Below are 23,139 nucleotides of genomic sequence, written 5' to 3'. Positions count from 1 at the left end.
GCCCCGACTCGCCGACGGCTCGACCGCCGGCGATCCACCGTACTCTTGCAGACCTAGCTCTTCTTCTTGCGATTGGCCATGTGAATGGCATGGCCATCGACTGCCAGCGCCGCTTCATGTACGGCTTCCGACAGGGTCGGATGCGCAAAGCAGGTCAGTGCCAGATCCTCGGCGCTGGAGCCGAATTCCATCGCGATCACGGCTTCGGCGATCAGTTCGCCGGCGTGCTGACCGATGATATGCACGCCGATCACCCGATCGGTCGAGGCATCGGTCACTACCTTGACCATGCCTTCGGTGGCATTGTTGGCCATGGCGCGACCGCTGGCCGAGAACGGGAAGACACCGGTCTTGACCTCGAAGCCATCCTCCTGGGCCTGCTGTTCGCTGCGTCCGACCCAGGCCACTTCAGGTGCGGTGTAGATGACGCTGGGGATGGCCTCATAGTTCATCTCGGCCTTCTCGCCATGGATGATGTCGGCCACCATCACGCCCTCTTCGGAGCCCTTGTGCGCCAGCATCGGACCACGCACCACGTCACCGATGGCATACACGCCGGGGGCACCAGTCTGGCAGGTGTCATCAACCTGGATGAAGCCACGCTCATCGAGCTCGACACCGGTGTCGTCACCCAGCAGGCTGTCGGTATAGGGCCGCCGGCCGACACAGACGATCAGCTTGTCGAAGGTCTGCTCCTGCTCGCCCTCGCTGTCGGTGTACTTGACCACCACCTCGCTGTCGCGCACCTCACTGCCGGTCACGCGGGCGCCCAGTTTGATATCCAGCCCCTGTTTGGTGAGCTGCTTGTAGGTCTCCTTCGAGATCTGCTCATCCACCACCGGCAGGAAGGTGTCCAGCGCCTCGAGCATGGTGACCTCACTGCCCAGACGCCGCCACACCGAGCCCAGCTCCAGGCCGATCACACCGGCGCCGATAACCCCGAGGCGCTTCGGCACTTCCTGGAATTCCAGGGCGCCGGCACTGTCGACAATCAGATCCTCGGTCATTGGCGCCGGCGGAATCTCCACCGGCACCGAGCCGGTCGCAATGATGATGTTGTCGGCCTGATAGGTCTGGCTTTCGCCATCCTGACCGGTCACCTCGACCTGCTTGTCCTTCAAAAGCTTGCCGGCCCCTTCCAGCGAAGTCACGCCGTTGGCCTTGAACAGACCGCTGATGCCGCCGGTCAGCTGGGACACCACCTTGTCCTTGCGCGCCATCATCTTTTCGATGTCCATGCTGACATCGCCGATGGAAATTCCCAGATCGCCGTACTCGTCACGGGCCTCAACATACTTGTGCGAGGTCTCCAGCAGCGACTTGGAGGGAATGCAGCCCACGTTGAGGCAGGTCCCGCCATGCACGGTCTTGCCTTCCCGATTGACCCACTTCTCCACGCAGGCCGTCTTCAGCCCGAGCTGGGCTGCGCGAATGGCCGCCACATAGCCGCCGGGGCCGGCGCCGATCACGATGACATCGAATTTGTCAGCCATGAGTATTCCTGTTCGGTTCGAATCGAATGGTCCGTGACCTGCACGGACCATTCCATCATGCAAACCGCCCGGCGAACCGGGCGGCAGAGGTTATGTCAGACATCCAGCAGGAAGCGCGCCGGGTCCTCGAGCAGTTCCTTGATGGTGACCAGGAACTGCACCGCATCCTTGCCATCGATCATGCGGTGATCGTAGGAGATGGCCAGATACATCATCGGCCGGATCTCGACCTGACCGTTGACCGCCATCGGCCGCTCCTGGATCTTGTGCATGCCGAGAATGGCGGTCTGCGGCGGGTTGAGGATCGGTGTCGACATCAGCGATCCGAAGATACCGCCATTGGTGATGGTAAAGGTACCGCCCTGCATGTCCTCGATGCCGATCTTGCCTTCCTTGCCGCGCTTGCCGAAGTCACCGATCTGCTTTTCGATGTCGGCCAGCTTCATCGAATCGGTATCGCGCAGCACCGGTACTACCAGCCCCCGCGGCGTGGACACTGCCACCCCGATATCCTGATAGCCGTGATAGACGATGTCGGTCCCGTCAATCGAGGCGTTGACATCAGGAAAGCGCTTGAGCGCCTCGGTCGCAGCCTTCACGAAGAAGCCCATGAAGCCCAGCTTGACATCGTGACGCTGCTGGAAGCCCTCCTTGTACTGACTGCGCAGGGCCATCACCGCGCTCATGTCCACCTCGTTGTAGGTGGTCAGCATGGCCGCGGTCTGCTGCGCCTGCACCAGCCGCTTGGCGATGGTCTGACGCAGCCGGCTCATCGGCACACGCTGTTCGGGACGGTCGCCCTCGATGGCGGCGGTCGCCGGTGCGGCGGCCTGTTCACTGACACCGCCCCCGGGCGCCGGCGCACTCTCCTGCTGCTTGCCGCCCGACTGCTTGCTGGTCGACTGCTGTTCGCCCGATTCCGAGCCGCCCTTTTTGGCCGAACCGGCATCGATCGCCTTCTGCACGTCTTCCTTGAGGATGCGGCCACCCTTGCCGGTGCCCTCGATCCGGTTGACATCCAGGTCATGCTCGGCCACCAGCTTGCGGGCCGCCGGCGCCAGCACCCGGTCGCCAACCCTTTCATCCTCCTGGCCACCGGCATTGGCGTCGCCGGCTTCGGCCTGACTGTCATCGCCTCGCGCCTCGGCCGAAGCACCGGCCGCATCGCCGCCGCCTTCACTGAACAGGGCCAGTACCTGCTCGGACTCGACCTGGCTGCCCTCTTCGGCACGAATTTCGGCAAGCGCACCATCCGCGGGCGCGACGACCTCGAGCACTACCTTGTCGGTCTCGATCTCGGCCAGTACTTCATCACGCTTGACCGCTTCACCAACCTGTTTGGTCCAGCTGGCAACCGTACCTTCCTGCACCGATTCGGGAAACGAGGGCGCCTTCACCTCAACAGAGCGACCGGAGCCTCCGGCCTGGCTGCCCGAATCACTCTGCTGGCCGCTTGACTGCCGGCTCTTCTCTTCTCCGGACTGCGACTGCCCGGACTCTGCCTGCTGAGCCGGGGCAGCCGCCTCCTTTTCGCTCTCTTCGTCCTGCTGCGCCTCATCGCTTTCCGACTGGCTGCTTTCGCTGCCGCCGGACTGGCCATCCCCCGCGCCCAGGGTGCCCAGTACCTGTTCGGACTCGCAGGTTTCGCCTTCCTCGACACGGATCTCTTCCACGGTACCATCGGAAGGCGCGACGACCTCGAGGACCACCTTGTCGGTTTCGATCTCGACGATCAGCTCATCGCGTGAAACCTTGTCGCCGGGCTTCTTGTGCCAGGTGGCCACGGTCCCCTCGGCCACGGATTCGGGGAAGCTCGGCGCTTTGATATCGGTTGCCATTGGAATTCCTTGGTTACTCGTCTCTCTCGATACCCGCTTATTGACCTTCGTACTGCCGGTTGAAGGCATCCTCGATCAGCTGACGCTGCTGCTCGGCATGCACCGCCATATACCCCGCTGCCGGCGCTGCAGAAGCGGCGCGTCCGGCGAAACAGAGGCGACGTCCCAGCCCCTCTCCGAGGCGGTCAGCCACGTTGCGGATATGGTGCTGGCTCTGATACCACGCGCCCTGGTTCTGCGGCTCTTCCTGGCACCATACCACCTGTTCGAGGTTAGCGTAGGGCGCAAGCGCCTCATACAGCGAGTCCTCGGGGAAGGGATAGAGCTGCTCGACCCGCACGATGGCCGTATCGTTGCGCTCCTGCTCGGCACGATGACTGGCGAGGTCATAATAGACCTTGCCGGCGCAGACGATCACTCGCCTGACCTTGTCGGGTTCGAGACCGCCCTGATCGGGAATCACCATGTGGAAGTACCCGCCGGCCAGATCATCCATGCTGGAGGTGGCATCCTTGTGACGCAGCAGGCTCTTGGGTGACATGACCACCAGCGGCTTGCGCAGCGAACGAATCACCTGACGCCGCAGCAGATGGAAGATCTGCGCCGGCGTGGAGGGCACGCACACCTGCATGTTGTTCTCGGCACACAGCTGCAGGAAACGCTCCAGCCGCGCCGAGGAGTGCTCCGGCCCCTGACCTTCGTAACCATGCGGCAGCAGCAGGGTCAGACCGCACAGCCGACCCCATTTGCTCTCTCCGGAAGAGATGAACTGATCCACTACCACCTGGGCACCGTTGACGAAGTCGCCGAACTGGGCTTCCCAGGCAATCAGCGCGTTGGGTGTGGTCGTGGCATAACCGTATTCGAAGGCCAGTGCGCCCTGCTCCGAAAGGAAGGAGTCATAGACGGCGAAGGGCGACTGATTGGGCTTGAGATGCTGCAGGGGAATCCAGGTGGAACCATCATTCTGGTTGTGCAGCACCGAATGACGGTGGGAGAAGGTACCACGCGCCGTATCCTGCCCGGTAAGGCGTACCGGATGCCCCTGATCGATCAGGGTGGCGTAGGCCAGCGTCTCGGCAAAGCCCCAGTTGAGCGCCATTCCGCCGGCGAGCATCTTGCGGCGATCATCGTATATCTTGCTCACCTGACGCTGCAGCTGAAAGTCCTCGGGGATCTCGCACATCTTGGTGGCGAGCTCCTGGAGACGTTTCATGTCAAACGAGGTATCGGCCACCCCGGTCCACTCGTGTCCGAGATAGGGCGTCCAGTCGACGAACAGCGCTCGGTTGGGTTCCTGCACCAGCGAGTTGGCAACGTGATTGCCGTTGTCGAGATTGTCACGATAGCCATCGACCATCGTCTTCACGTCATCCTCGCTCAGCACGCCCTCCTCGACCAGTCGTTTGGCATAGAGCGCCCGGGTCGTGTCATGGCCCTTGATCTTCTGATACATCACCGGCTGGGTCCCGGACGGCTCGTCCGCCTCGTTGTGCCCCCGACGCCGATAGCAGATCAGATCCAGCACCACGTCACGCTTGAACTGCTGGCGATAGTCCAGTGCCACCTGGGTGGCGTGCAGGACCGCATCGGGATCATCACCGTTGACATGGAAGATGGGCGCCTGAACCATCTTGGCGATATCGGTGCAGTATTCGGTCGAGCGGGCATCGTCGCGTCGCGACGTGGTAAAGCCGAGCTGGTTGTTGATGACAATATGCACGGTGCCGCCGGTCTTGTAACCGCGCAGCTGTGACATCTGCAGGGTTTCCATGACCACGCCCTGGCCGGCCAGCGCGGCATCGCCATGCACAGCCAGCGGCAGCACCTGATCCCCGCTATCGTCCTCGCGGCGATCCTGGCGGGCGCGCACGGAGCCCTCGACCACCGGCGAAACGATCTCGAGATGAGAGGGATTGAAGGCCAGCGCGAGGTGGATCTCGCCGCCCGGTGTCATCACGTTCGAGCTGAAGCCCTGGTGATACTTCACGTCTCCGGAGCCGTGCGAGATCATCTTCTTGCCATCGAACTCGTCGATCAGCTCGGAAGGACTCTTGCCGAGGATGTTGACCAGCAGGTTCAGCCGCCCGCGGTGGGCCATGCCGATGACCACTTCGCGGGTGCCGTAGTTGCCGGAGCGCTGGATCAGCTCGTCCACCATCGGGATGAAGGACTCGCCGCCCTCCAGACCGAAACGCTTGGTGCCCGGATAACGGCTGGCGAGATAGTTCTCCAGACCCTCGGCGGCAGTCAGTCGCTCCAGCACATGCCTGCGGACATCATTCGAGTAGTCGGGCTTCGAGCGCACCGATTCGAAACGCTGCTCCAGCCAGCGCTTCTCTTCGGTGTTGACGATATGCATGAACTCGCAGCCGATCGAGCGGCAGTAGGTCTGCTCGAGCGCCTCGATGATCTCCCCGAGCGGTGCGGAATCCTTGCCGATGAACAGTGAACCGGTCTGAAAGACACGCTCCATGTCATCGCTGGTCAGCTGGTGAAAGGCGGGATCAAGGTCAGGGATGGGCTCGGGACTGCGCAGCCCGAGCGGATCGATATTGGCCCGCTGGTGGCCGCGGAAACGATAAGCGTTGATCAGCTGGAGAACGCGGACCTGCCGGCGATTCTCTTCGCTGTCATCCTGGCCGGCAGCTGCAGCCGCTTTCGGCCGGCGCTCCTGGGCCAGCTGCTCGAATCGGTCACGGATGGGGCTGAGCGGTGTATCCCTTGCCGGCCCGCCCTCGTAACCGGGCAGTGCGTCGAAATACTGTCGCCACTCGTCGGGTACGGAGGAAGAATCGGCAAGATACTGTTCGTAGAGCTCTTCGACATAATGGGCGTTACCACCACTCATGTGGGAGGTGCGCCACATCAACTCCATAATGCCTTCTTGCATCGTTCGGTCACCCTGCTGCTGTAGGGGTGGAATCGGCGACCGGCATGACCGGAACGCGCCGGCTGTACTCTACTTGCGGATCTCCCGTCCGATGGAACGGTATGCCCCGCGTCGATTCGGATAATCAGTAGCCGGCGCAACACCGGCTACTGGCTCGGGGCCTGATGCGGACCCACGATTCCCGGATCGTAGTGTCAACAATGATAACAAGCCCCGTGATGGTGTTTAAGCTGCATTCGACACCAGCAGATCACGAATCTTGCCGATGGCCCGGGTCGGATTCAGCCCCTTCGGACAGACGGCCACGCAGTTCATGATGCCACGGCACCGGAACACGCTGAACGGATCATCCAGCTCGGCCAGTCGCTCCTGGGTATGCGTGTCGCGACTGTCGGCCATGAACCGGTAGGCCCACAGCAGGCCCGCGGGGCCGACGAACTTGTCCGGGTTCCACCAGAACGAGGGGCAGGAGGTCGAACAGCAGGCGCACAGGATGCACTCATAGAGTCCATCGAGCTTGTCCCGCTCCTCCGGCGACTGCAGCCGCTCGATGGCCGGCGGCGCCTCGTCGTTCTGCAGATACGGCTGAATGCGCTCGTACTGCTTGTAGAAGATGGCCATGTCGACCACCAGATCCCGGATCACCGGCAGTCCGGGCAGCGGACGCAGCACCAGCCGATTGTCCTTGACCACATCGGACAGCGGCGTCACGCAGGCCAGACTGTTCTTGCCGTTCATGTTCATGCCATCCGAGCCGCAGACCCCTTCACGGCAGCTGCGACGATAGGCCAGGGTGCTGTCCTGTTCCTTGATCATCTGGATGACGTTGAGCACCATCAGATCACGACCCTGGGTATCGACCTCATAGTCATGCATGTAGGGTGCGTCGTCGGTTTCCGGATTGTAACGATAGATGGAGACCGTGAGTCTGGACATCTCACTTCCTCTTTAATAGGTACGCGCTTTGGGCTGAAAGGTGTCGACGGTACGCGGCGTGAAATTGACATCACGCTTGCCGAGCCGCTTCTCGATCGGATAGTAGATCGAGTGCTTCAGCCAGTTCTCGTCGTCGCGTTCGGGATAGTCCTCGCGGGAGTGGGCACCGCGACTCTCCCGGCGCTCCAGCGCCGCAATGGCAGTCGCTTCAGCCACTTCCAGCAGATTGTCGAGCTCGAGGGCTTCCACACGGGCAGTATTGAAGGTGTCGGACTTGTCCGGCAGATAGGCCCTGCCGATCCTCTCGCGCAGATCAGCCAGTTTTTCGACCCCTTCCTGCATGTACTCTTCCTTGCGGAAGACGCCGAAGTTGTTCTGCATGACCTGCTGCAGCTCGTTGCGCAGCGCAGGGATCGATTCGCCCGACTCGTCGGATTCCTTCCAGCGGTTGAGACGCTTCATGGCGCCCTCGACATCCGAATCGCTCGGTTCGAGGTACTCGACCCCCTCGTTGAGGGCGCTTTCGATGAACATGCCGGCGGCGCGGCCGAAGACCACCAGGTCGAGCAGCGAGTTGCCGCCCAGCCGATTGCCGCCATGGACCGAGACGCAGGCGACTTCGCCACAGGCATAGAGACCGTTGATGATGTGGTCGTTGCCGTCGGCATCCACGGTCAGTGCCTGGCCGTGAACGTTGGTGGGAATGCCGCCCATCATGTAGTGACAGGTCGGCACTACCGGAATCGGCTCCTGGATCGGGTCGGCGTTGGCAAAGGTGCGTGCCAGATCAACGATCCCCGGCAGCCGCTTCATCAGCACCTCTTCGCCCAGATGATCGAGCTTGAGCATCACGTGGTCGCCGTTCTCGCCGCAGCCCCGGCCTTCCAGCATCTCCTGGACCATGGCACGTGCGACCACGTCGCGGGAAGCAAGATCCTTGGCGTTGGGCGCATAGCGCTCCATGAAACGCTCGCCATCCTTGTTGATCAGATAACCGCCCTCGCCGCGGCATCCCTCGGTCACCAGACAGCCGGCGCCATGGATCCCGGTCGGATGAAACTGCCACATCTCGATATCCTGCACCGGGAAGCCCGCGCGTAGCGCCATGCCGACACCATCACCGGTATTGATCAGGGCGTTGGTGGTCGAGGAATAGATCCGGCCGGCGCCACCGGTGGCGAGCACCGTGGCACGGGACTTGATCAGTACCGTTTCACCGGTCTCGATGCACATGGCCGTCACGCCAACCACATCGTTGCTGGCGTTGCGCACCAGATCCACGGCATACCACTCGTCGAGGAATACCGTGTTGTTCTTCAGGTTGGTCTGATAGAGCGTGTGCAGCAGTGCGTGACCGGTACGGTCGGCAGCTGCACAGGTCCGGGCGGCCTGACCACCCTCGCCGAAGTTCTTGGACTGACCGCCGAACGGACGCTGATAGATGCGGCCGTTGTCAAAACGGGAAAACGGCAGCCCCATGTGCTCCAGCTCGAAGACCGCCTTCGGGCCTTCGGTGCACATGTACTCGATGGCGTCCTGGTCACCGATGTAATCGGAGCCCTTGACCGTGTCATACATGTGCCAGCGCCAGTCATCCTCGGGATCGGCACTGCCGATGGCGCTGGTGATCCCGCCCTGGGCCGACACGGTATGCGAACGGGTCGGAAAGACCTTGGACAGGACTGCCGTCTTCTTGCCGGACTTGGACAGTTCGAGCGCGGCGCGCAGGCCGGAGCCGCCACCGCCGATGATGATTGCGTCAAATGTCAGGCTACGCATTTGTGCCATGCTTCAGGCTCCCCAGAGGACTTGAACGCCCCAGACCACGAAAACGAAAAGCGCCAGGATCACGACGGTCAGAGTGGCGATCCGGATGTTTGCCGGCTTGATGTAGTCCGTCGCCACGATCCACAGCCCCACCCAGGCGTGAGCGGCTACCGAGAGCAGTGCCAGCAGGGTGAATATCTTCATCCAGGTCTGGGCGAACAGGGCCGACCAGGCACTGTAGTCGAGATCGGAATGAAACAGCAGAAAGGCAACAATGAAGATCGTATAAAGCGCCAGAATGACAGCAGAGACACGCTGGATCAGCCAGTCGGAGACACCGCTGCGACCCAGATTCATGATGCTGGTTACCATACCCATACTCCACTCAGGACCACGAGAACCGCAGTGATGATGACGGTCAGCTGGGCACCGCGCTGGCCACCCTGCAGCGTTTCGCCATAGCCCATGTCCATGATCAGGTGCCGGACACCGGCGACGAAATGATAGGAAAGTGCCGAGAGCAGTCCCCAGGCAATCAGCTGGGTCAGCACGTTGTCGGTCAGGGCCTCACGTGCCGAGGCGAAGCCTTCGGGAGAGGAAAGGGAAGCATCGAACGCCCAGAGCACAAGAATCAGACCGACGAACATGACGATGCCGGTGATGCGATGGGCGATGGATACAAGTGCGGGCAGAGGGAACTGGATAGAGGAAAGGTCAAGGTTGGTCGGACGCTTGACGCTTGTGCTGGGGCGTTTACTAGTCACGATTCTTTCACTCTCTCGACCCGGTTCGGCAGACCGACCGGGATTGATTGGAGGTAGGTCAGACGGGTCAGGCCAAACCACGCTGCAGGCCCGGGCAAGCGCCTGTCGTGCGGTCAATTATTATATGCCCGGGTATGCCATATGACAAATTGACGCACCGCCTCCTGGATGGCAGGAAAAAGGTCAAAACGGTTGTGTCAACCGGCCAGGCAGACCATGCTTTGAAGGATGCCAGGCCGCTTTGCACAGGACTACCGGCAAATTGACAATCGCCCGTCAAAACCTATAGTGGGCTGACTTTTGTGACGAACAAATCAGGCGGGACAGTAGCTTACCCAACATTGAGGAGGCCACAATGGCTGACAGGAAGGCGCAGCTGACCATCGAGGGACTGGACGCTCCAGTTGACCTGCCCATCTACTCGGGCACGTCAGGCCCCGAGGTTATCGACGTTCGCGAGCTGGTCAAGAGCGGCTATTTCACTTATGACCCCGGCTTCGTCTCCACCGCCTCCTGCGAATCCGGCATCACCTTCATCGATGGCGCCAACGGCACTCTGCTGCACCGTGGCTACCCCATCGGTCAGCTGGCCCATCACTCCAGCTTCACCGAAATGGCCTATCTGCTGCTCAACGGCGAACTGCCGAGCGACGAGCAGTACGAGGACTTTTCCAGCCGGATTCGCAACCACACCATGGTGCACGAGCAGATTGCCAACTTCTTCAAGGGCTTTCGACGCGACGCGCACCCCATGGCCGTGATGTGCGGCGTAGCCGGCGCACTGTCGGCCTTCTACCACGACAACCTCGATATCACCCAGCAGCATGATCGTCAGGTATCGGCCATCCGGCTGATTGCCAAGATGCCCACGCTGGCGGCCATGTGCTACAAGTACAACATCGGTCAGCCCTTCATGTATCCGCGCAACGATCTCGATTACGCGGAAAACTTCCTCTACATGATGTTCGGCAATCCCTGCGAGGAATTCCGGGTCAATCCGGTCATGGCCAAGGCGATGGATCGCATACTCATGCTCCATGCCGATCATGAGCAGAATGCCTCCACTTCCACGGTACGCCTGGCGGGCTCCACCGGTGCCAATCCGTTTGCCTGTATCAGCGCCGGTATTGCGGCACTCTGGGGTCCGGCCCACGGTGGTGCCAACGAGGCCGTGCTCAACATGCTGGCCGAGATCGGCGACGAATCCGAAGAGAACATCCAGCGCTATGTCGATCGCGCCAAGGACAAGAATGACTCCTTCCGGCTGATGGGCTTCGGCCACCGCGTCTATCGCAACTTCGATCCGCGCGCCAGGGTCATGAAGGAAACCTGCGACGAGGTGCTCAGCGAGCTCGGCATGGGCGATGACCCCCGCCTCAAGATCGCCAAGCGGCTGGAGGAGATCGCCCTCGAGGATGACTACTTCGTCGAGCGCAAGCTCTACCCCAATGTGGATTTCTATTCGGGCATCATTCTCAAGGCCCTCGGCATCCCCACCAACATGTTCACGGTCATCTTTGCCGTGGCACGCACCATCGGCTGGATCTCGCACTGGAACGAGATGATCTCCAGCGGTGCACGCATCGGCCGTCCGCGTCAGCTCTACACCGGCTACACGCAGCGGGACTATCCCACCGGCGAGTGACCCGCCGGCGACCGAGCTGCCCTGCCGGCTGCTGCGCCCGCCACCCTTCGGGTTGGCGGGCGTTTTCATGCACCTCGCTGATGGTCGCGCCCACCCGCCACGACTGCGGCTTCATTGCTTCGCTTCCTGCCGGCCTCCCCGGCGTCCGGCTTCCACCCCGGCGATCACTGATGAAGCGGACGACTGTTTTCCACACTTTCTGTGGATAACGTTGTGGGTAACCACTGCAGAGTCGCCCTCAATCGCCATGACATGGGGGTTATCTACAGATTGGGTAATTTTTAGCCAACTATAAGACACTGAATTTAAAGGGTTTTATAAAAAATTCAGCAGAAAACGCAGCTTACCGCCGGCAGGTTGATGTTTCACGACAGGAGGATGGCACCAGTGGACAAGTAAGCGGCCATGTCAAGGGGCAATAGCCCTGATTTCGCTTTCGAGTCACTGCGATGATGGCATTGTGACAACGCGTCAGAGCGACGCTTACCGGGTTGCTGCTGCCCTGAAAAGGGAAGTACCAGGACGAACCACGGGGAGGGAAAATGGTGGAGCCTAGCGGGATCGAACCGCTGACCTCGACACTGCCAGTGTCGCGCTCTCCCAGCTGAGCTAAGGCCCCACGTTCCGGTGCGGCTATCGAGGGCGCTGCCTCGTAGCGCGTCGGGAACGGGGCGCATAATACGCATGCGCCCCGCCACGGTCAAGAGCTGGCCTGACCGATCTCGCGATACTGCTTCTCGAGCCTTTTGGCCTGCTTGCCGGAAACACCGCCGAGCTGCTCGATGGCGTGTCTCAGACGAGCCCGGGTCATGTCCGAGCCGAGAATGACCATGGCATCCATCACCGAGGTCGAGGTCTGGCTGCCGGTAATCGCCACGAACACGGGCGCCAGGAACGCCTTCATCTTGAGTTCGAAATATCCGGCCAGCTCTTTTACCACTGCCAGCAGCTGCTCCTTGTCCCACCGGGAGACGGTTTCAAGCCGCCAGACCAGAAACTGCAGCAGGGTCACGAGGGTGCCCTGCTCCAGCCGGATACCCTCGAAACTGCGAGCCTCGATGGCGGGCAGGCCACTGAAGAAATGCCCGGCCAGCGGCATCACTTCCGCCAGCGTCTGTATGCGCGGCCGGACCTCCGGCAAAATCCGGCTCACATACTCCTCGTTGAAGGCCCACTCCTGCAGGCGCTGCATCAGTGCCGCATCATCCAGATCCTCTCGGATATAGACACCATTGAGCCAGCTCAGCTTCTCCAGATCGAACACCGGCCCGCCCAGCGAGATGCGGTTGATGTCGAAATGCGCCATCATCTCGTCGAGCGTGAACTTCTCCCGCTCATCCGGCATCGACCAGCCCATGCGACCGAGATAGTTGATCACGGCCTCGGGCAGATACCCCATGCGCCGATAGTAGTTGATCGAGGTCGGGTTCTTGCGCTTGGAGAGCTTGGACTTGTCGGGATTGCGCAGCAGCGGCAGATGACAGAGCTCCGGCATCGGCCAGCCGAAATACTCGTAGAGCAACCGGTGCTTGGGCGCCGAATTGATCCACTCCTCGCCACGCAGCACATGGGTGATCCCCATCAGGTGGTCATCGACCACATTGGCCATGTGATAGGTCGGCATACCGTCGGACTTGACCAGGATCTGGGCATCGACCTGGGCCCAGTCCAGTTCGATCTCGCCGCGCAGCATGTCGTGAATCATGCAGCTGCCCTCATCAGGGACCTGCATGCGAATGACACTGGGCCACCCTTCGCGCTCGCGCCGGGCACGCTCCTCTTCCGGCAGGGCCAGATCGGCCGGCTTGAGGGCGGTGAACAGCCCCTGGGCCTTGCGCTCATCCCGCATGGCATCCAGCTCTTCGCTGGTGCGATAGCAGCGGAAGGCGTGACCGCTGTCGAGCAGCCGCTGGGCGTATTCGGCATAGATGCTGCCGCGTTCACTCTGTCGATAGGGCCCATGCGGGCCACCCATATCAGGCCCCTCGGACCACTCGATGCCCAGCCAGCGCAGGGAGTCCAGAATCATCTGCTCGGATTCGCCGGTCGATCGTTCGCGGTCGGTATCCTCGATGCGCAGGATGAATTCACCGCCGTGCTGCCGGGCAAAGCAGAGATTGAACAGGGCCACATAAGCGGTGCCGACGTGCGGGTCGCCGGTCGGTGACGGCGCGATACGGGTACGTACAGTCATGGAGCCTTCGTCAGCCTTGAGAGTGAAACGGTGGTAGGATTATACGTGAATCGGGTGCCTTTCTGGCAGCATCGATACGGGCGCTTCGCCGGCTGCGACAACGCGTCACTGGGCCCTGACAGGCCAGGGTTCCTACACTATCGGTTTCAAGGGTCTCGCGGAGGTTTCATGGCTCAGCTTCCCACCGTGCGCCAGTGGCTGCGTGCTACCAGTCGTCGGGCCGGGCCATGGCAGCGACTGACCGTGCTTGCAGGTACGCTGTCAACCCTGCTGCTGCTGGTACAGGCCTGGGCGATTGCCACCGTTGCCCAGCGCATGGTGCTCGACCAGGCCCCCCTGAACACCGTGCTACTGCCCCTTGCCCTGTTGCCGCTGGCCTTTGCCGGACGCGGGCTGCTCGCCTGGCTCAAAACCCGGGCCGGCGCCAGGGCCGGCATTGCCGTGCGTCAGTCGATTCGCCGCGAGCTGCTTGAACGACTTGCCCACCTCGGCCCGCTCTGGGCTCAGCGTCAGCACAGCGCCACCCTGGGCAACCGCATCTGGGATCAGGTCGATGCCCTGCAGAGCTATCATGCCGACTTTCGTCCCCAGACCCTGCTCTGTGCCACCATTCCGCTGGTAATCCTGGCCGTGGTGTTTCCGCTCAACTGGGCAGCCGGCGTGATCCTGATGGTCACCGGGCCGTTGATTCCGCTCAACATGATCATGGTGGGGTTCGGCGCGCGCGGGCGCCAGGAGGCGCAGTTCGTCGAGATGAGCCGCATGAGCCGCCACTTTCTGGACACCCTTCGTGGCCTGCCCACCCTCAAGCTGTTCGGCATCAGTCGCCGCCACGCCGATACCGTGTACGAGGCTTCCGAGAATTTCCGCCAGCGCACCATGCGGGTACTGCGTCTGGCCTTTCTCTCCTCGACGGCACTGGAATTCTTCTCCTCGGTATCGATTGCCATCCTGGCCCTCTATATCGGCTTCAGCTATCTCGGCCAGTTCCATTTCGGTACCTGGGGTCACGGCATCGACCTGTTCACCGGCCTCTTTCTGCTGATTCTGGCACCGGAGTTCTACCAGCCGCTGCGCGATCTCGGCGTGCACTATCACGCCAAGGCCGAAGCCGAAGCCGCCGCGGAAGACCTGATTCCGATGCTCGAGCGTCCAGTCGCGGAGCGTCAGGGCGCCGAGCCATGGCAGGTGCCGGAAGCGCTGGCCCTGCGCCTGCACCAGGTGACCGGCCGCTACGCCGGCCAGCGCTCGCCGGCGCTGAAGGCGCTCGACATGACCATCGAGGCCGGCGAACGACTGGCGGTCATCGGCCCCAGTGGCTCGGGCAAATCCACCCTGCTCAACATCCTGATGGGCTTCATGCGGCTGGAAGAAGGCGCCCTGCTGGCACGCGGCGACGACGGGGAAGAAACCGACATCGCCCGCCTTGCTCCCGAGCAATGGCAGCGCTCCATTGCCTGGGTCGGCCAGCGGCCGGTCATTCTCTCCGGCACACTGGCCGACAACCTGCGACTGGCAGACATCGAGGCCAGCGAAGAGGCACTGCACGAGGCGCTGAATCAGGCCGATCTCGGCGACTGGGTGGCCCGGCTGCCGAACGGGCTGGCCACCACTCTCGGTGACCGCGGTCAGCCCGTTTCCGGCGGGCAGGCACGACGCATTGCGCTGGCGCGCGCCTTCCTGCGGGATGCCCCGCTGCTGCTGCTCGATGAGCCTACCGCGAGCCTCGACCGGGACAGCGAAGCCCGGGTACTGGCAGCGCTGGAGCGGCTCTGCCGGGGCAGAACCGTCATCATGCTGACCCACCGGCTCGCCCTGCTGCAGCTGGCCGACCGGGTACTGATGCTCGACCAGGGCCGTGCCGTGGCGCTCGACACTCTCGAGGCCCTGCGTACATCAGGCGGCCCCCTGGCAACCGATACCACACGGGAGGCGAACCATGTCCGCGCCTTCAGCTGATCCCGCCAGCGTCAATCTGCGCCCCTGGCTCGGCCAGATGCGCCCCTTTGCCGGCCTGATGGCGCTGGGCATTCTGCTCAACCTGATCGCCCTGGCCTCCAGCGTCGGCCTGATCGCCCTTTCCGGCTGGTTCCTGTCCGCCGCGGCACTGGCCGGTACCAGTGCTGCCACGGCTGCCACCTTCAATTTCCTACTGCCCTCGGCGGGCGTCAGGGGCTTCGCCATTACCCGCACGGCGGGGCGCTATGGCGAGCGTGTCGCTTCCCACGAAGGTACCCTGCGGCTGCTGTCACGGCTGCGTCGGCATCTCTATCAGGCGATCGAACCGCTCTCGCCCACTGCGCTGCAGCGCTATGGCAGCAGCGACCTGATGGCCCGCCTGACCGCCGATGTCGATGCACTCGACAACCTCTACCTGCGGGTCGTGACCCCTTCGATAGTCGCCATGGGCATCATCGTGCTGTGCGGTGTGGTGATCGGCGTATTCGTGCCCGCCATCGGCATTTTCGCCGCGCTGGCGCTGGCGATTTCCGGGACGCTCGGGCCATGGCTGGCATGGCGTCGCGGCCATCGCCTCTCGCATCACTGGCAGGCCCTCGATACCGATCTGAGAGCACGTCTGCTCGAGCGTCTGCCGGCGCTGTCGGAGCTGCTGCTGTATGGCCGCTGGCAGCCGGAAACCGAAGCCCTGCTCGATGCCCAGCGGGAGCGTGATCAACAGGAGCTGGCGCTGGCCGGACTGTGGGGGCGTTCGCAGCTGCTCTCCCAGGTGCTGCTGGGGCTGACCATCACCGGCGTGCTGGCCATGGCAGCCTGGTGGTCGGTCAATCGCGACCTCTCCCCGACCCTGATTGCGCTGATGGGGCTGAGCGTCATGGGCGCGTTCGAGGCCATCGCCATGCTGCCCCAGGCCTGGCAGAACCTGGGCCGCATTCAACGCGCCGCGGGGCGGCTCGATGAGCTTACCGAGCGGGTACCGAGCATTGCTTTCCCCGCCGAGAGCCGAGCCATACCGGACGACAACGGCCTCGAAATCCGGGACCTCGACGTTCGCTTCGCGGATGGCACCCGCGCTTTGAGCGAGTTCTCCCTGACCCTGGCGCCCGGCGAACACTTCGCCCTGCTGGGGCCTTCGGGAGGCGGCAAGACCACCCTGCTCAACACGCTGGTACGTTTCGTGCCGCCCACCAGCGGCAGCATCCTGCTCGGCGGCGTTCCCCTCGAGCAGCTCGACGAAGCCACCCTGCGCGCCTCGATGGCCGTGGCACCGCAGGAAACTCATCTGTTCGTGGCCAGCTACCGTGACAACCTGAAGCTGGGCAATCCGGCCGCCGGCGACGATGAGCTGTACGAGCTGCTGCAGGCGCTGGATCTGACCGGCTGGCTGGATGATCAGCCCGACGGGCTCGACAGCTATCCGGACGAGGGCGGCAGCTCGCTATCGGGCGGGCAGCTCAAGCGCTTCGGGATCGCGCGCGCCCTGCTGAGCCGCGCTCCGATCCTGCTGCTGGATGAACCGACCGAAGGACTCGACGAGCGTACGGCTCGCCGGGTGCTGGCCACGATCCGGGCACGGGCCGGCAGCCGTACCCTGCTGATGATCACGCACCATGCCGGCGGGCTCGAGCAGCTCGACCGAATCGGCATCATGGACGAAGGACAACTGCTTGAGGTCGGGCCCCCGCAGGCGCTGCTGGAGAACCTCGACAGCCGCTTCAGTGCCCTGCAGCAGCAGATCGTGCTCTAGTCCGAAAGGGAGTAGCCATGCTGGAACAGCTGCCTGACGATTACACGGCGCTGATAACTGGCGGCGGCGGTATTGCACGCGCCCTGCTGCGTGTTCTGAGCCGTGATCCACGCCCCGCCCGACTGCTGCTGGCAACCCGTCACCTGCCTACCGATGATGAACACGGATCGCTGCCGGATGACCGGCGCCTCGAGATCATTGAAGCCGATGTTACCCGTGAAGCCGGTCTTGAAACGCTGCGCGACACGCTCGGTGATGCGCCGGTTCATCTGCTGTTCAACACCATCGGCGTGCTGCATCAGCAGCAGTCGGGTACCCCGGCGCTTTGGCCGGAGAAGCGTCTCGAGGATATGTCGTTCGATGCGCTGCTGCACAGCTTTCATGTCAACGCCGCTACCGCCGCCATGCTGCTTGCCACCCTGCACCGGAACCTGATGCGTCATCCCGTGATCGTGGCATCGCTGTCGGCACGTGTCGGCTCGATCAGCGACAATGGCTTCGGAGGGTGGTACAGCTATCGCGCGGCCAAGGCGGCCCACAACATGCTGATGAAAACCGCGGCCATCGAACTGGGACGACGCAATCGCCGAGCCATCGTGCTCTGCCTCCACCCCGGCACGACCGATACCCGGCTTTCGCAGCCCTTCCAGGCCCGGGTGCCGGCAGGCAAGCTGTTTTCCACCGATTTCGTGGCCGACCGCCTGCTGCAGGTGCTGTCCGCCCGTACCCCGGAGGATACGGGCAGCTTTCGCGACTGGAACGATCAGCCCATCGAATGGTAAGGGAAGACGTCAGGGCAGCAGGATGGTGGAACCACTGGTGCGTCGTTCGGCCAGTGCCTGCTGGGCCTGACCCGCTTCCGCCAGGCGATAGCGGTGGCCGATGTGAATTGCCACCTCGCCACGCTCGATGACGCCGAAAAGATCCCGGCACATCATCTCGAAGCGCTCCCGGGTATCGGCATACCCTGCCAGGCTGGGACGCGTCACGAACAGCGAGCCCTTGCTGTTGAGCGTTGCCAGATTGATGCCCTCGACCGGACCCGAGGCGTTGCCGAAACTGACCATGGTGCCCCGCGGTGCCAGACAATCGAGCGAGGTATCCCAGGTATCCCGGCCCACCGAGTCGTAGACGACCGGGCACATGGCGCCGTCGGTCAGCTCCCGCACCCGCTCGACGACATTCTCCCGGGTATAGTCGATCACCGCCCAGGCGCCGTTATGACTGGCGATCTCGGCCTTCTCGGGTGAGGAGACGGTGCCGATCAGGCGCACGCCCAGGGCACGCGCCCACTGACAGGCAATGGTACCCACGCCTCCGGCGGCTGCATGAAAGAGGATGGTCTCTCCCCCCTGCAGCGGATAGGTCTGGCGCAACAGATACTGTACCGTCAGCCCCTTGAGCATCCCGGCCGCCGCCTGTTCCATGCCGATCGTATCCGGCAGCTGAATGACCTTGTCGGCCGGCAGTATATGGTACTCGCCGTAGGCCCCCAGCGGCCCCTGGGCGTAGGCCACCCGATCCCCGGGGACCAGATTGCCGACACCCTCGCCCACCGCGTCCACGACACCCGCGGCCTCGGTTCCCAGTCCCGCTGGCAGCCGGGTGGGGTACAGTCCGGTGCGAAAATAGATATCAATGAAGTTCAAGCCCACGGCCCGGTTGGCAATCCGGACTTCACCCGGTGCCGGCTCGCACAGCTCATCATCGATCAGTTCGAGTACTTCGGGTCCACCGGTTCGGGAAAACTGAATCCGCTTGGCCATCTTTCCGGCTCCTGGCAGTCATGCTGGATCAAGACGTTACACGGCTTCATCCAAGCCGCTGGCGATATAAAGGTCAAGCCGGGCGTGAGCTCGGATACGCAATTCTCCCCGCCTGCCTTCTACCGGCCAGAGGCGATATCATACAATGGTCGAAAAACGGGCATGCCTGCCGCTCCCCGGGACCGGCATGCTCGCCGGCAGGAGTGTTCCTGCATTCAACGATCTGACGAGGATCCCATGCTAGCTGGTTTTTCATGGCTGATGCTGTACCTGGTGATCGGCAATCTGGTACAGGGCATCACCGGTGCCCCCGTGGCGGGCAGTGTGCTGGGCATGCTGCTGCTGCTGATCACCCTGCTGATCGGCGGGCGCGTTTCCACTTCGCTGATTGACGCCTCACGCTCGCTGATTCACTACTTCTCGCTGCTGATCCTGCCCAGCTCCACGGGCATCTTCTTCCTCGGCGCCACCATCGGCCCGATCTGGTGGAAGCTGGCCCTGTCCATATTGATCGGCACACTGGTCAGTGTCTGTGTCTCGCTGCTGGTCATGCGCACCATGGTCAACTGGCAGGAACGCCGCGAGCAGCGCCGCGGGGAGGTCTCATGAGCATGTTCACGCAGGTCACGCATCAGCTGATGAGCACGCCGGCGCTGGCCATCGTGCTGACCCTGGTGGCCTATCTGATCGCCCTGCGCCTCTTCCATCGACTGCATGACCCCAGCTGGGCGCCGCCGCTGCTGACCGGCAGCTGTCTGCTGGCACTGGTGATCGCCCTGCTGCCGATGGATTATCAACAGTATTCGCACCAGGCGCTCTGGCTGACCCTGCTGCTGGGGCCCGCCACGGTCGGACTGGCCGTTCCCCTGTTCGAGCAGTTTCTGCACATTCGCCAGTTGCTGATCCCGGTACTGGTCACCCTGGTGACGGGCGGGCTGGTCGCTTCTGCCACCACGGTTGGCGTCGCCTGGGCTCTGGGGCTATCGCCGGAGATTCTGGAATCACTGGCAGCCAAGTCGGTCACCACCCCGATTGCCGTGGTCATCACTTCCGGCCTGGGCGGCATGGCCAGCCTGACCGCCGGTATCGTCACCATCACCGGCATCCTGGCCGCGGCCATCACACCACCACTGGCGCGTCTGCTGCGCTGTGATGACCCGCGTGTGATGGGGTTTGCCATGGGGATCAATGGCCACGGCATTGCCACTGCCCGCGCTTTCACGCTCTCTCCGCGCAGTGGCGCCTTCTCGAGTCTGGCCATGGGCCTGAATGGTGCCTTCAGTGCCGTGGTGCTACCGCTGCTGGCACATTGGCTGGGCTGAATTTACGGCTGCAATGAACGACCGACATTAGAAAGCATGATGTAACTGCTAAATCCGGATTCAAAAATTATGATTACTCTTCTCAGCCGAAGCACACTTAACGATTAGGCCGATATGCTGAGCGCCTGTTCAACGAGAGAGTGGATGATGAATCAGCTAGGTGCCCGCATACGCAGCCTCCGGGAACAGGCGGGTCTCAGCAAGGCTGCCCTGGCTCGTCGTGTCGGTGTGTCGGATGTCACCATTTCCTATTGGGAAAACGGCATTATTCAGCGCATCGGTCATTCGCGTCTGCAGCCGCTGGCGCGGGCTCTGGGGTGCAACATCACCCAGCTGCTGGGGCAGCAGGAAGAGCGTATCGAGGAACCCCGGGCGCAGATGAACTATCACGCCCTGCCCATGTTTGTCTTCGATCACTCGCCCGAGTCGCTGAACACTGGCAGATCGCCGATCAGCCAGCTGGCGCGCAGCTTCCTGCCGGCAAGGCTGCGTCAGCTCGGCGATCATCTGCTGCTGCCCGATCCTGCATGCCGATTTCCCTTCTGTGAGCCCGGCAACTTCCTGCTCGCCGAGCGCTGTACGGGATTTCGGGAGGAAGGGCTCTATCTGCTCGAGCAGCATCAGCACCTGACCATCCGCCACGTGGCGCAGCCATCGCGGCATGAAATCCGCCTGCAGGACGATCAGCAGCACACCATCGAGCAATCGGCCGCCGGAATCCGCCTGCATGCCCGGCTCCGGGCCATCTGGCATTTCGAATCACTGCCGGCCTGATCGATTCAAAGCGATGGCAGGCAGCTGAAACCGCAGGAGTGTCTACACTGGTTGTACCTGCATTCATCGACACAGTGCGCAAGTCTTGGTTGATATTGTCGATCCCGTTACCCGTTCCCGCATGATGGCCGGCATCAAGGGGCGCGATACCCGGCCGGAGATGATGGTCAGGCGTTATCTGCATGCCTGCGGTTATCGCTACCGGCTGCATCGTCGCGACCTGCCCGGGCGCCCTGATCTGGTACTGCCCCGCTATAACTGTGCGCTGTTCGTTCACGGCTGCTTCTGGCACCGGCACGACGGATGCTTCTATGCCACTTCGCCGGCGACTCGCAAACAGTTCTGGCAGGACAAGCTGGAAGGCAACGTACAGCGCGACCGGCGTCAGCAGCAGGCGCTGACGGAACTCGGCTGGCGGGTGGTGATCGTCTGGGAGTGCGGCTTGCGGCACTGCGCCGAGTATCTGCACGAAGTGCTGCCGCTGATCGAGACGGGCGCAGCCGTCGAGGAGTGGCCTGCGCTGCCGCCTCGACAGCGCACACCGTAAACGATTGCGACCGACAGCCATCATGCCGGTCGCCATGCAGTCGGTTCAGAAGGTTGCCAGTACCGAAGCACCCGCCACCCAGGCATTGTCCGTATCGGAGTTGCCGCCGGGATGGACGATGTACTGCACGTTGGGGCGTACCTTGAACCAGTTGGTCAGATGGACCGAATAGTAGAGCTCGCCATCATACTCCTCCCCCTGGGAAGGCAGGGGCGTACCACTCGTTCTGGCGCTGGTACGCTGATAGTCGTTGTAATCGTCATTGACCTTGGCATAGGAGAGCCCCAGCCCGACTTCATCCTTCGGCCGGGCATCGAAGGGTCCCTTGTAGGTCACACCGCCCGAAACATAACGCTGGATGAAGGAGCTGTCGTCGTCGTTCCAGCCGCCCAGACTGAATACACTGAGGCCGCGGCTGGCATCGCCATTGCGTGCCGTAACCTGCTGATCGATCACGTAATAGAGCCCGTAACGCTGATCCGTGGTGGAGTCGTCGGCAGGCGTGTCACTGTAATCGGTGGCATCGGCAGTACTGTAGTAGCCGCCGAAGCGATAGGCACCGGGCAGATCGTTGCTGCCCAGGGTCGGCGTCCAGCCCACTTCGGCAGGAATCAGCGTCCCGGTCGTGCCGCTGTCATTGTAGATGTCGAGATGATGATCGGGATTGGCGTTCTTGGGGTTCAGGTTGAAAAAACCCAGCTGGGCGTAATACTCATCGCTCGGGTTCCAGCGGCCCACGGCGGCCCACTGGGAGACCGGCCAGTTGTACCAGATACCGCCATTCTGGTTGCCGGGCTCGCCACTGCCGAGAAACAGGTTCTGGAACTGACTGTTATAGACGGCAAAGTCATCGCCGACCGGAATCCGACCCAGCTTGTAGCTGAATTGACCATCATTGAGCTTCTGCTTGAACCAGAACTGGGTCAGGCGTACCACATTGCCGCGCCCCCACACTTCCTGGACGGAAGAAATCGCGCCGTCGTTCGGGTTGACCAGTCGTTCGCGGGTCAGATCATCGCCGTTACGATCGGTCAGCGTGATCTGGAACTGGGCATCCTGAATACCGGCCAGCTTGTCGAGATCGAAATTAACCCCGGCAGTCCACTGATCGGAATACTTCACTGCATGATCGTCCCGATAGCCGCCATCCACGTTGTAGGCTGATTCGGAAATGTATTTCAGATTGAAGGTCACGCCCTGCTCGGCCAGATCGGTACGCGTGCCCCCCCAGTCTCCGAACATGTAGTCACCGTTGGGGTCGAATGCCGAAGCAGCATGAGCCTGGGCCCCGGCTGCCATCATGCCGAGCGCCAATACACTGCAACATCCCCTGCTGTATTTCATATCTACCCCTTGAATGTAATGAATCACCCCCACCCGAGCTTCAGGCAGGATTCAAGAACAGCATTTTCTTTCGATTGGACAATCAAAACAATCGCTATTAGACGATAGAATAAGATATCCGTAATAGAGTCCGAAGACCAGGCAAGGAGT

18 protein-coding genes and 1 tRNA gene are annotated in these 23,139 nt (G+C 62.3%); 8 read left to right on the top strand and 11 right to left on the bottom strand.

What is annotated here, in order from left to right; all coding sequences use genetic code 11:
- Positions 1-53: 53 nt before the first annotated feature.
- The 7 genes from lpdA to sdhC all read right to left on the bottom strand — a co-directional run bounded on the left by lpdA (position 54) and on the right by sdhC (position 9,691).
- A complete protein-coding gene (gene lpdA, locus C7446_RS12235; protein WP_121173404.1) occupies positions 54-1,493 on the bottom strand; it encodes a dihydrolipoyl dehydrogenase in 1,440 nt (479 codons plus the stop codon).
- A gap of 95 nt (positions 1,494-1,588) precedes the next feature.
- Positions 1,589-3,331 (bottom strand): 2-oxoglutarate dehydrogenase complex dihydrolipoyllysine-residue succinyltransferase, encoded by a 1,743-nt coding sequence (gene odhB / locus C7446_RS12230; protein WP_121173403.1) that lies wholly within the window; start codon positions 3,329-3,331, stop codon positions 1,589-1,591.
- 37 nt (positions 3,332-3,368) lie between these two features.
- Positions 3,369-6,224 (bottom strand): 2-oxoglutarate dehydrogenase E1 component, encoded by a 2,856-nt coding sequence (locus C7446_RS12225; RefSeq protein WP_121173402.1) that lies wholly within the window; start codon positions 6,222-6,224, stop codon positions 3,369-3,371.
- Between the two features lie 225 nt (positions 6,225-6,449).
- Positions 6,450-7,160, bottom strand: a complete 711-nt coding sequence (locus C7446_RS12220; protein ID WP_121173401.1) for a succinate dehydrogenase iron-sulfur subunit — start codon at positions 7,158-7,160, stop codon at positions 6,450-6,452.
- Between the two features lie 12 nt (positions 7,161-7,172).
- Positions 7,173-8,948: a succinate dehydrogenase flavoprotein subunit gene (gene sdhA, locus C7446_RS12215; protein ID WP_121173400.1), complete on the bottom strand. Its 1,776-nt coding sequence runs from the start codon at positions 8,946-8,948 to the stop codon at positions 7,173-7,175.
- 3 nt (positions 8,949-8,951) lie between these two features.
- Positions 8,952-9,299, bottom strand: a complete 348-nt coding sequence (sdhD, locus tag C7446_RS12210) for a succinate dehydrogenase, hydrophobic membrane anchor protein (protein ID WP_121173399.1) — start codon at positions 9,297-9,299, stop codon at positions 8,952-8,954.
- Positions 9,293-9,691: a succinate dehydrogenase, cytochrome b556 subunit gene (sdhC, locus tag C7446_RS12205; protein ID WP_121173398.1), complete on the bottom strand. Its 399-nt coding sequence runs from the start codon at positions 9,689-9,691 to the stop codon at positions 9,293-9,295. Before sdhC ends, sdhD begins: the two co-directional genes overlap by 7 nt.
- A 355-nt stretch (positions 9,692-10,046) precedes the next feature.
- Between sdhC and gltA the strand changes: the two genes are divergently transcribed.
- Positions 10,047-11,336: a citrate synthase gene (gene gltA, locus C7446_RS12200; protein WP_121173397.1), complete on the top strand. Its 1,290-nt coding sequence runs from the start codon at positions 10,047-10,049 to the stop codon at positions 11,334-11,336.
- Positions 11,337-11,879: 543 nt separating this feature from the next.
- Here gltA and C7446_RS12195 read toward each other — a convergent pair.
- Together C7446_RS12195 and gltX are read right to left on the bottom strand one after the other, a co-directional pair.
- A tRNA-Ala gene (locus C7446_RS12195) sits at positions 11,880-11,955 on the bottom strand.
- 81 nt (positions 11,956-12,036) lie between these two features.
- Positions 12,037-13,530, bottom strand: a complete 1,494-nt coding sequence (gene gltX, locus C7446_RS12190) for a glutamate--tRNA ligase (protein ID WP_121173396.1) — start codon at positions 13,528-13,530, stop codon at positions 12,037-12,039.
- A gap of 168 nt (positions 13,531-13,698) precedes the next feature.
- On the opposite strand from gltX, the gene cydD reads away from it, so the two are divergent.
- Genes cydD through C7446_RS12175 form a run of 3 tightly spaced genes read left to right on the top strand, consistent with a single transcriptional unit; the run spans position 13,699 to position 18,018 of the window.
- Entirely contained in the window at positions 13,699-15,489 is a 1,791-nt protein-coding gene (gene cydD, locus C7446_RS12185; RefSeq protein ID WP_121173395.1) for a thiol reductant ABC exporter subunit CydD, read from the top strand.
- Positions 15,470-17,236, top strand: a complete 1,767-nt coding sequence (gene cydC / locus C7446_RS12180; protein ID WP_121173394.1) for a thiol reductant ABC exporter subunit CydC — start codon at positions 15,470-15,472, stop codon at positions 17,234-17,236. The genes cydD and cydC overlap by 20 nt, the downstream gene beginning before the upstream one ends.
- A gap of 17 nt (positions 17,237-17,253) precedes the next feature.
- A complete protein-coding gene (locus tag C7446_RS12175) occupies positions 17,254-18,018 on the top strand; it encodes an SDR family NAD(P)-dependent oxidoreductase (protein WP_121173393.1) in 765 nt (254 codons plus the stop codon).
- A 9-nt stretch (positions 18,019-18,027) separates the two neighbouring features.
- Here C7446_RS12175 and C7446_RS12170 read toward each other — a convergent pair whose 3' ends face one another.
- Positions 18,028-19,002 (bottom strand): quinone oxidoreductase family protein, encoded by a 975-nt coding sequence (locus C7446_RS12170; RefSeq protein ID WP_121173392.1) that lies wholly within the window; start codon positions 19,000-19,002, stop codon positions 18,028-18,030.
- 237 nt (positions 19,003-19,239) lie between these two features.
- Here C7446_RS12170 and C7446_RS12165 point away from each other — a divergent pair, with 237 nt between their 5' ends.
- The 4 genes from C7446_RS12165 (at position 19,240) to C7446_RS12150 (ending at position 21,645) form a co-directional block, all read left to right on the top strand.
- Complete coding sequence (locus C7446_RS12165; protein WP_170150076.1) at positions 19,240-19,611, top strand: CidA/LrgA family protein; 372 nt, start codon at positions 19,240-19,242, stop codon at positions 19,609-19,611.
- Positions 19,608-20,324, top strand: a complete 717-nt coding sequence (locus tag C7446_RS12160) for an LrgB family protein (protein ID WP_121173390.1) — start codon at positions 19,608-19,610, stop codon at positions 20,322-20,324. Before C7446_RS12165 ends, C7446_RS12160 begins: the two co-directional genes overlap by 4 nt.
- A 144-nt stretch (positions 20,325-20,468) precedes the next feature.
- Positions 20,469-21,098 carry a helix-turn-helix domain-containing protein gene (locus C7446_RS12155; RefSeq protein WP_342768375.1) on the top strand — a complete coding sequence of 210 codons (630 nt, stop codon included), beginning with the start codon at positions 20,469-20,471 and terminating at the stop codon, positions 21,096-21,098.
- Positions 21,099-21,183: 85 nt separating this feature from the next.
- Positions 21,184-21,645 carry a very short patch repair endonuclease gene (locus tag C7446_RS12150; protein WP_121173389.1) on the top strand — a complete coding sequence of 154 codons (462 nt, stop codon included), beginning with the start codon at positions 21,184-21,186 and terminating at the stop codon, positions 21,643-21,645.
- Positions 21,646-21,690: 45 nt separating this feature from the next.
- On the opposite strand, the gene C7446_RS12145 is transcribed toward C7446_RS12150, so the two are convergent.
- A complete protein-coding gene (locus tag C7446_RS12145) occupies positions 21,691-22,989 on the bottom strand; it encodes a carbohydrate porin (protein WP_121173388.1) in 1,299 nt (432 codons plus the stop codon).
- Positions 22,990-23,139 lie beyond the last annotated feature (150 nt).

Origin of the sequence: Kushneria sinocarnis (assembly GCF_003633775.1) — a bacterium.
GTDB lineage: Bacteria > Pseudomonadota > Gammaproteobacteria > Pseudomonadales > Halomonadaceae > Kushneria > Kushneria sinocarnis.
The sequence above is the reverse complement of the archived record's forward strand: the minus strand, read 5'-3'. Positions and strand labels throughout refer to the sequence as shown.

Excerpts from the sequence above, each read along its gene's own strand:
- lpdA (WP_121173404.1), bottom strand. The coding sequence starts at position 1,493 with ATGGCTGACAAATTCGATGTCATCGTGATCGGCGCCGGCCCCGGCGGC.
- odhB (WP_121173403.1), bottom strand. The coding sequence starts at position 3,331 with ATGGCAACCGATATCAAAGCGCCGAGCTTCCCCGAATCCGTGGCCGAG.
- C7446_RS12225 (WP_121173402.1), bottom strand. The coding sequence starts at position 6,224 with ATGCAAGAAGGCATTATGGAGTTGATGTGGCGCACCTCCCACATGAGT.
- C7446_RS12220 (WP_121173401.1), bottom strand. The coding sequence starts at position 7,160 with ATGTCCAGACTCACGGTCTCCATCTATCGTTACAATCCGGAAACCGAC.
- sdhA (WP_121173400.1), bottom strand. The coding sequence starts at position 8,948 with ATGGCACAAATGCGTAGCCTGACATTTGACGCAATCATCATCGGCGGT.
- sdhD (WP_121173399.1), bottom strand. The coding sequence starts at position 9,299 with ATGGTAACCAGCATCATGAATCTGGGTCGCAGCGGTGTCTCCGACTGG.
- gltA (WP_121173397.1), top strand. The coding sequence starts at position 10,047 with ATGGCTGACAGGAAGGCGCAGCTGACCATCGAGGGACTGGACGCTCCA.
- gltX (WP_121173396.1), bottom strand. The coding sequence starts at position 13,530 with ATGACTGTACGTACCCGTATCGCGCCGTCACCGACCGGCGACCCGCAC.
- cydD (WP_121173395.1), top strand. The coding sequence starts at position 13,699 with ATGGCTCAGCTTCCCACCGTGCGCCAGTGGCTGCGTGCTACCAGTCGT.
- cydC (WP_121173394.1), top strand. The coding sequence starts at position 15,470 with ATGTCCGCGCCTTCAGCTGATCCCGCCAGCGTCAATCTGCGCCCCTGG.
- C7446_RS12175 (WP_121173393.1), top strand. The coding sequence starts at position 17,254 with ATGCTGGAACAGCTGCCTGACGATTACACGGCGCTGATAACTGGCGGC.
- C7446_RS12170 (WP_121173392.1), bottom strand. The coding sequence starts at position 19,002 with ATGGCCAAGCGGATTCAGTTTTCCCGAACCGGTGGACCCGAAGTACTC.
- C7446_RS12165 (WP_170150076.1), top strand. The coding sequence starts at position 19,240 with ATGCTAGCTGGTTTTTCATGGCTGATGCTGTACCTGGTGATCGGCAAT.
- C7446_RS12160 (WP_121173390.1), top strand. The coding sequence starts at position 19,608 with ATGAGCATGTTCACGCAGGTCACGCATCAGCTGATGAGCACGCCGGCG.
- C7446_RS12155 (WP_342768375.1), top strand. The coding sequence starts at position 20,469 with ATGATGAATCAGCTAGGTGCCCGCATACGCAGCCTCCGGGAACAGGCG.
- C7446_RS12145 (WP_121173388.1), bottom strand. The coding sequence starts at position 22,989 with ATGAAATACAGCAGGGGATGTTGCAGTGTATTGGCGCTCGGCATGATG.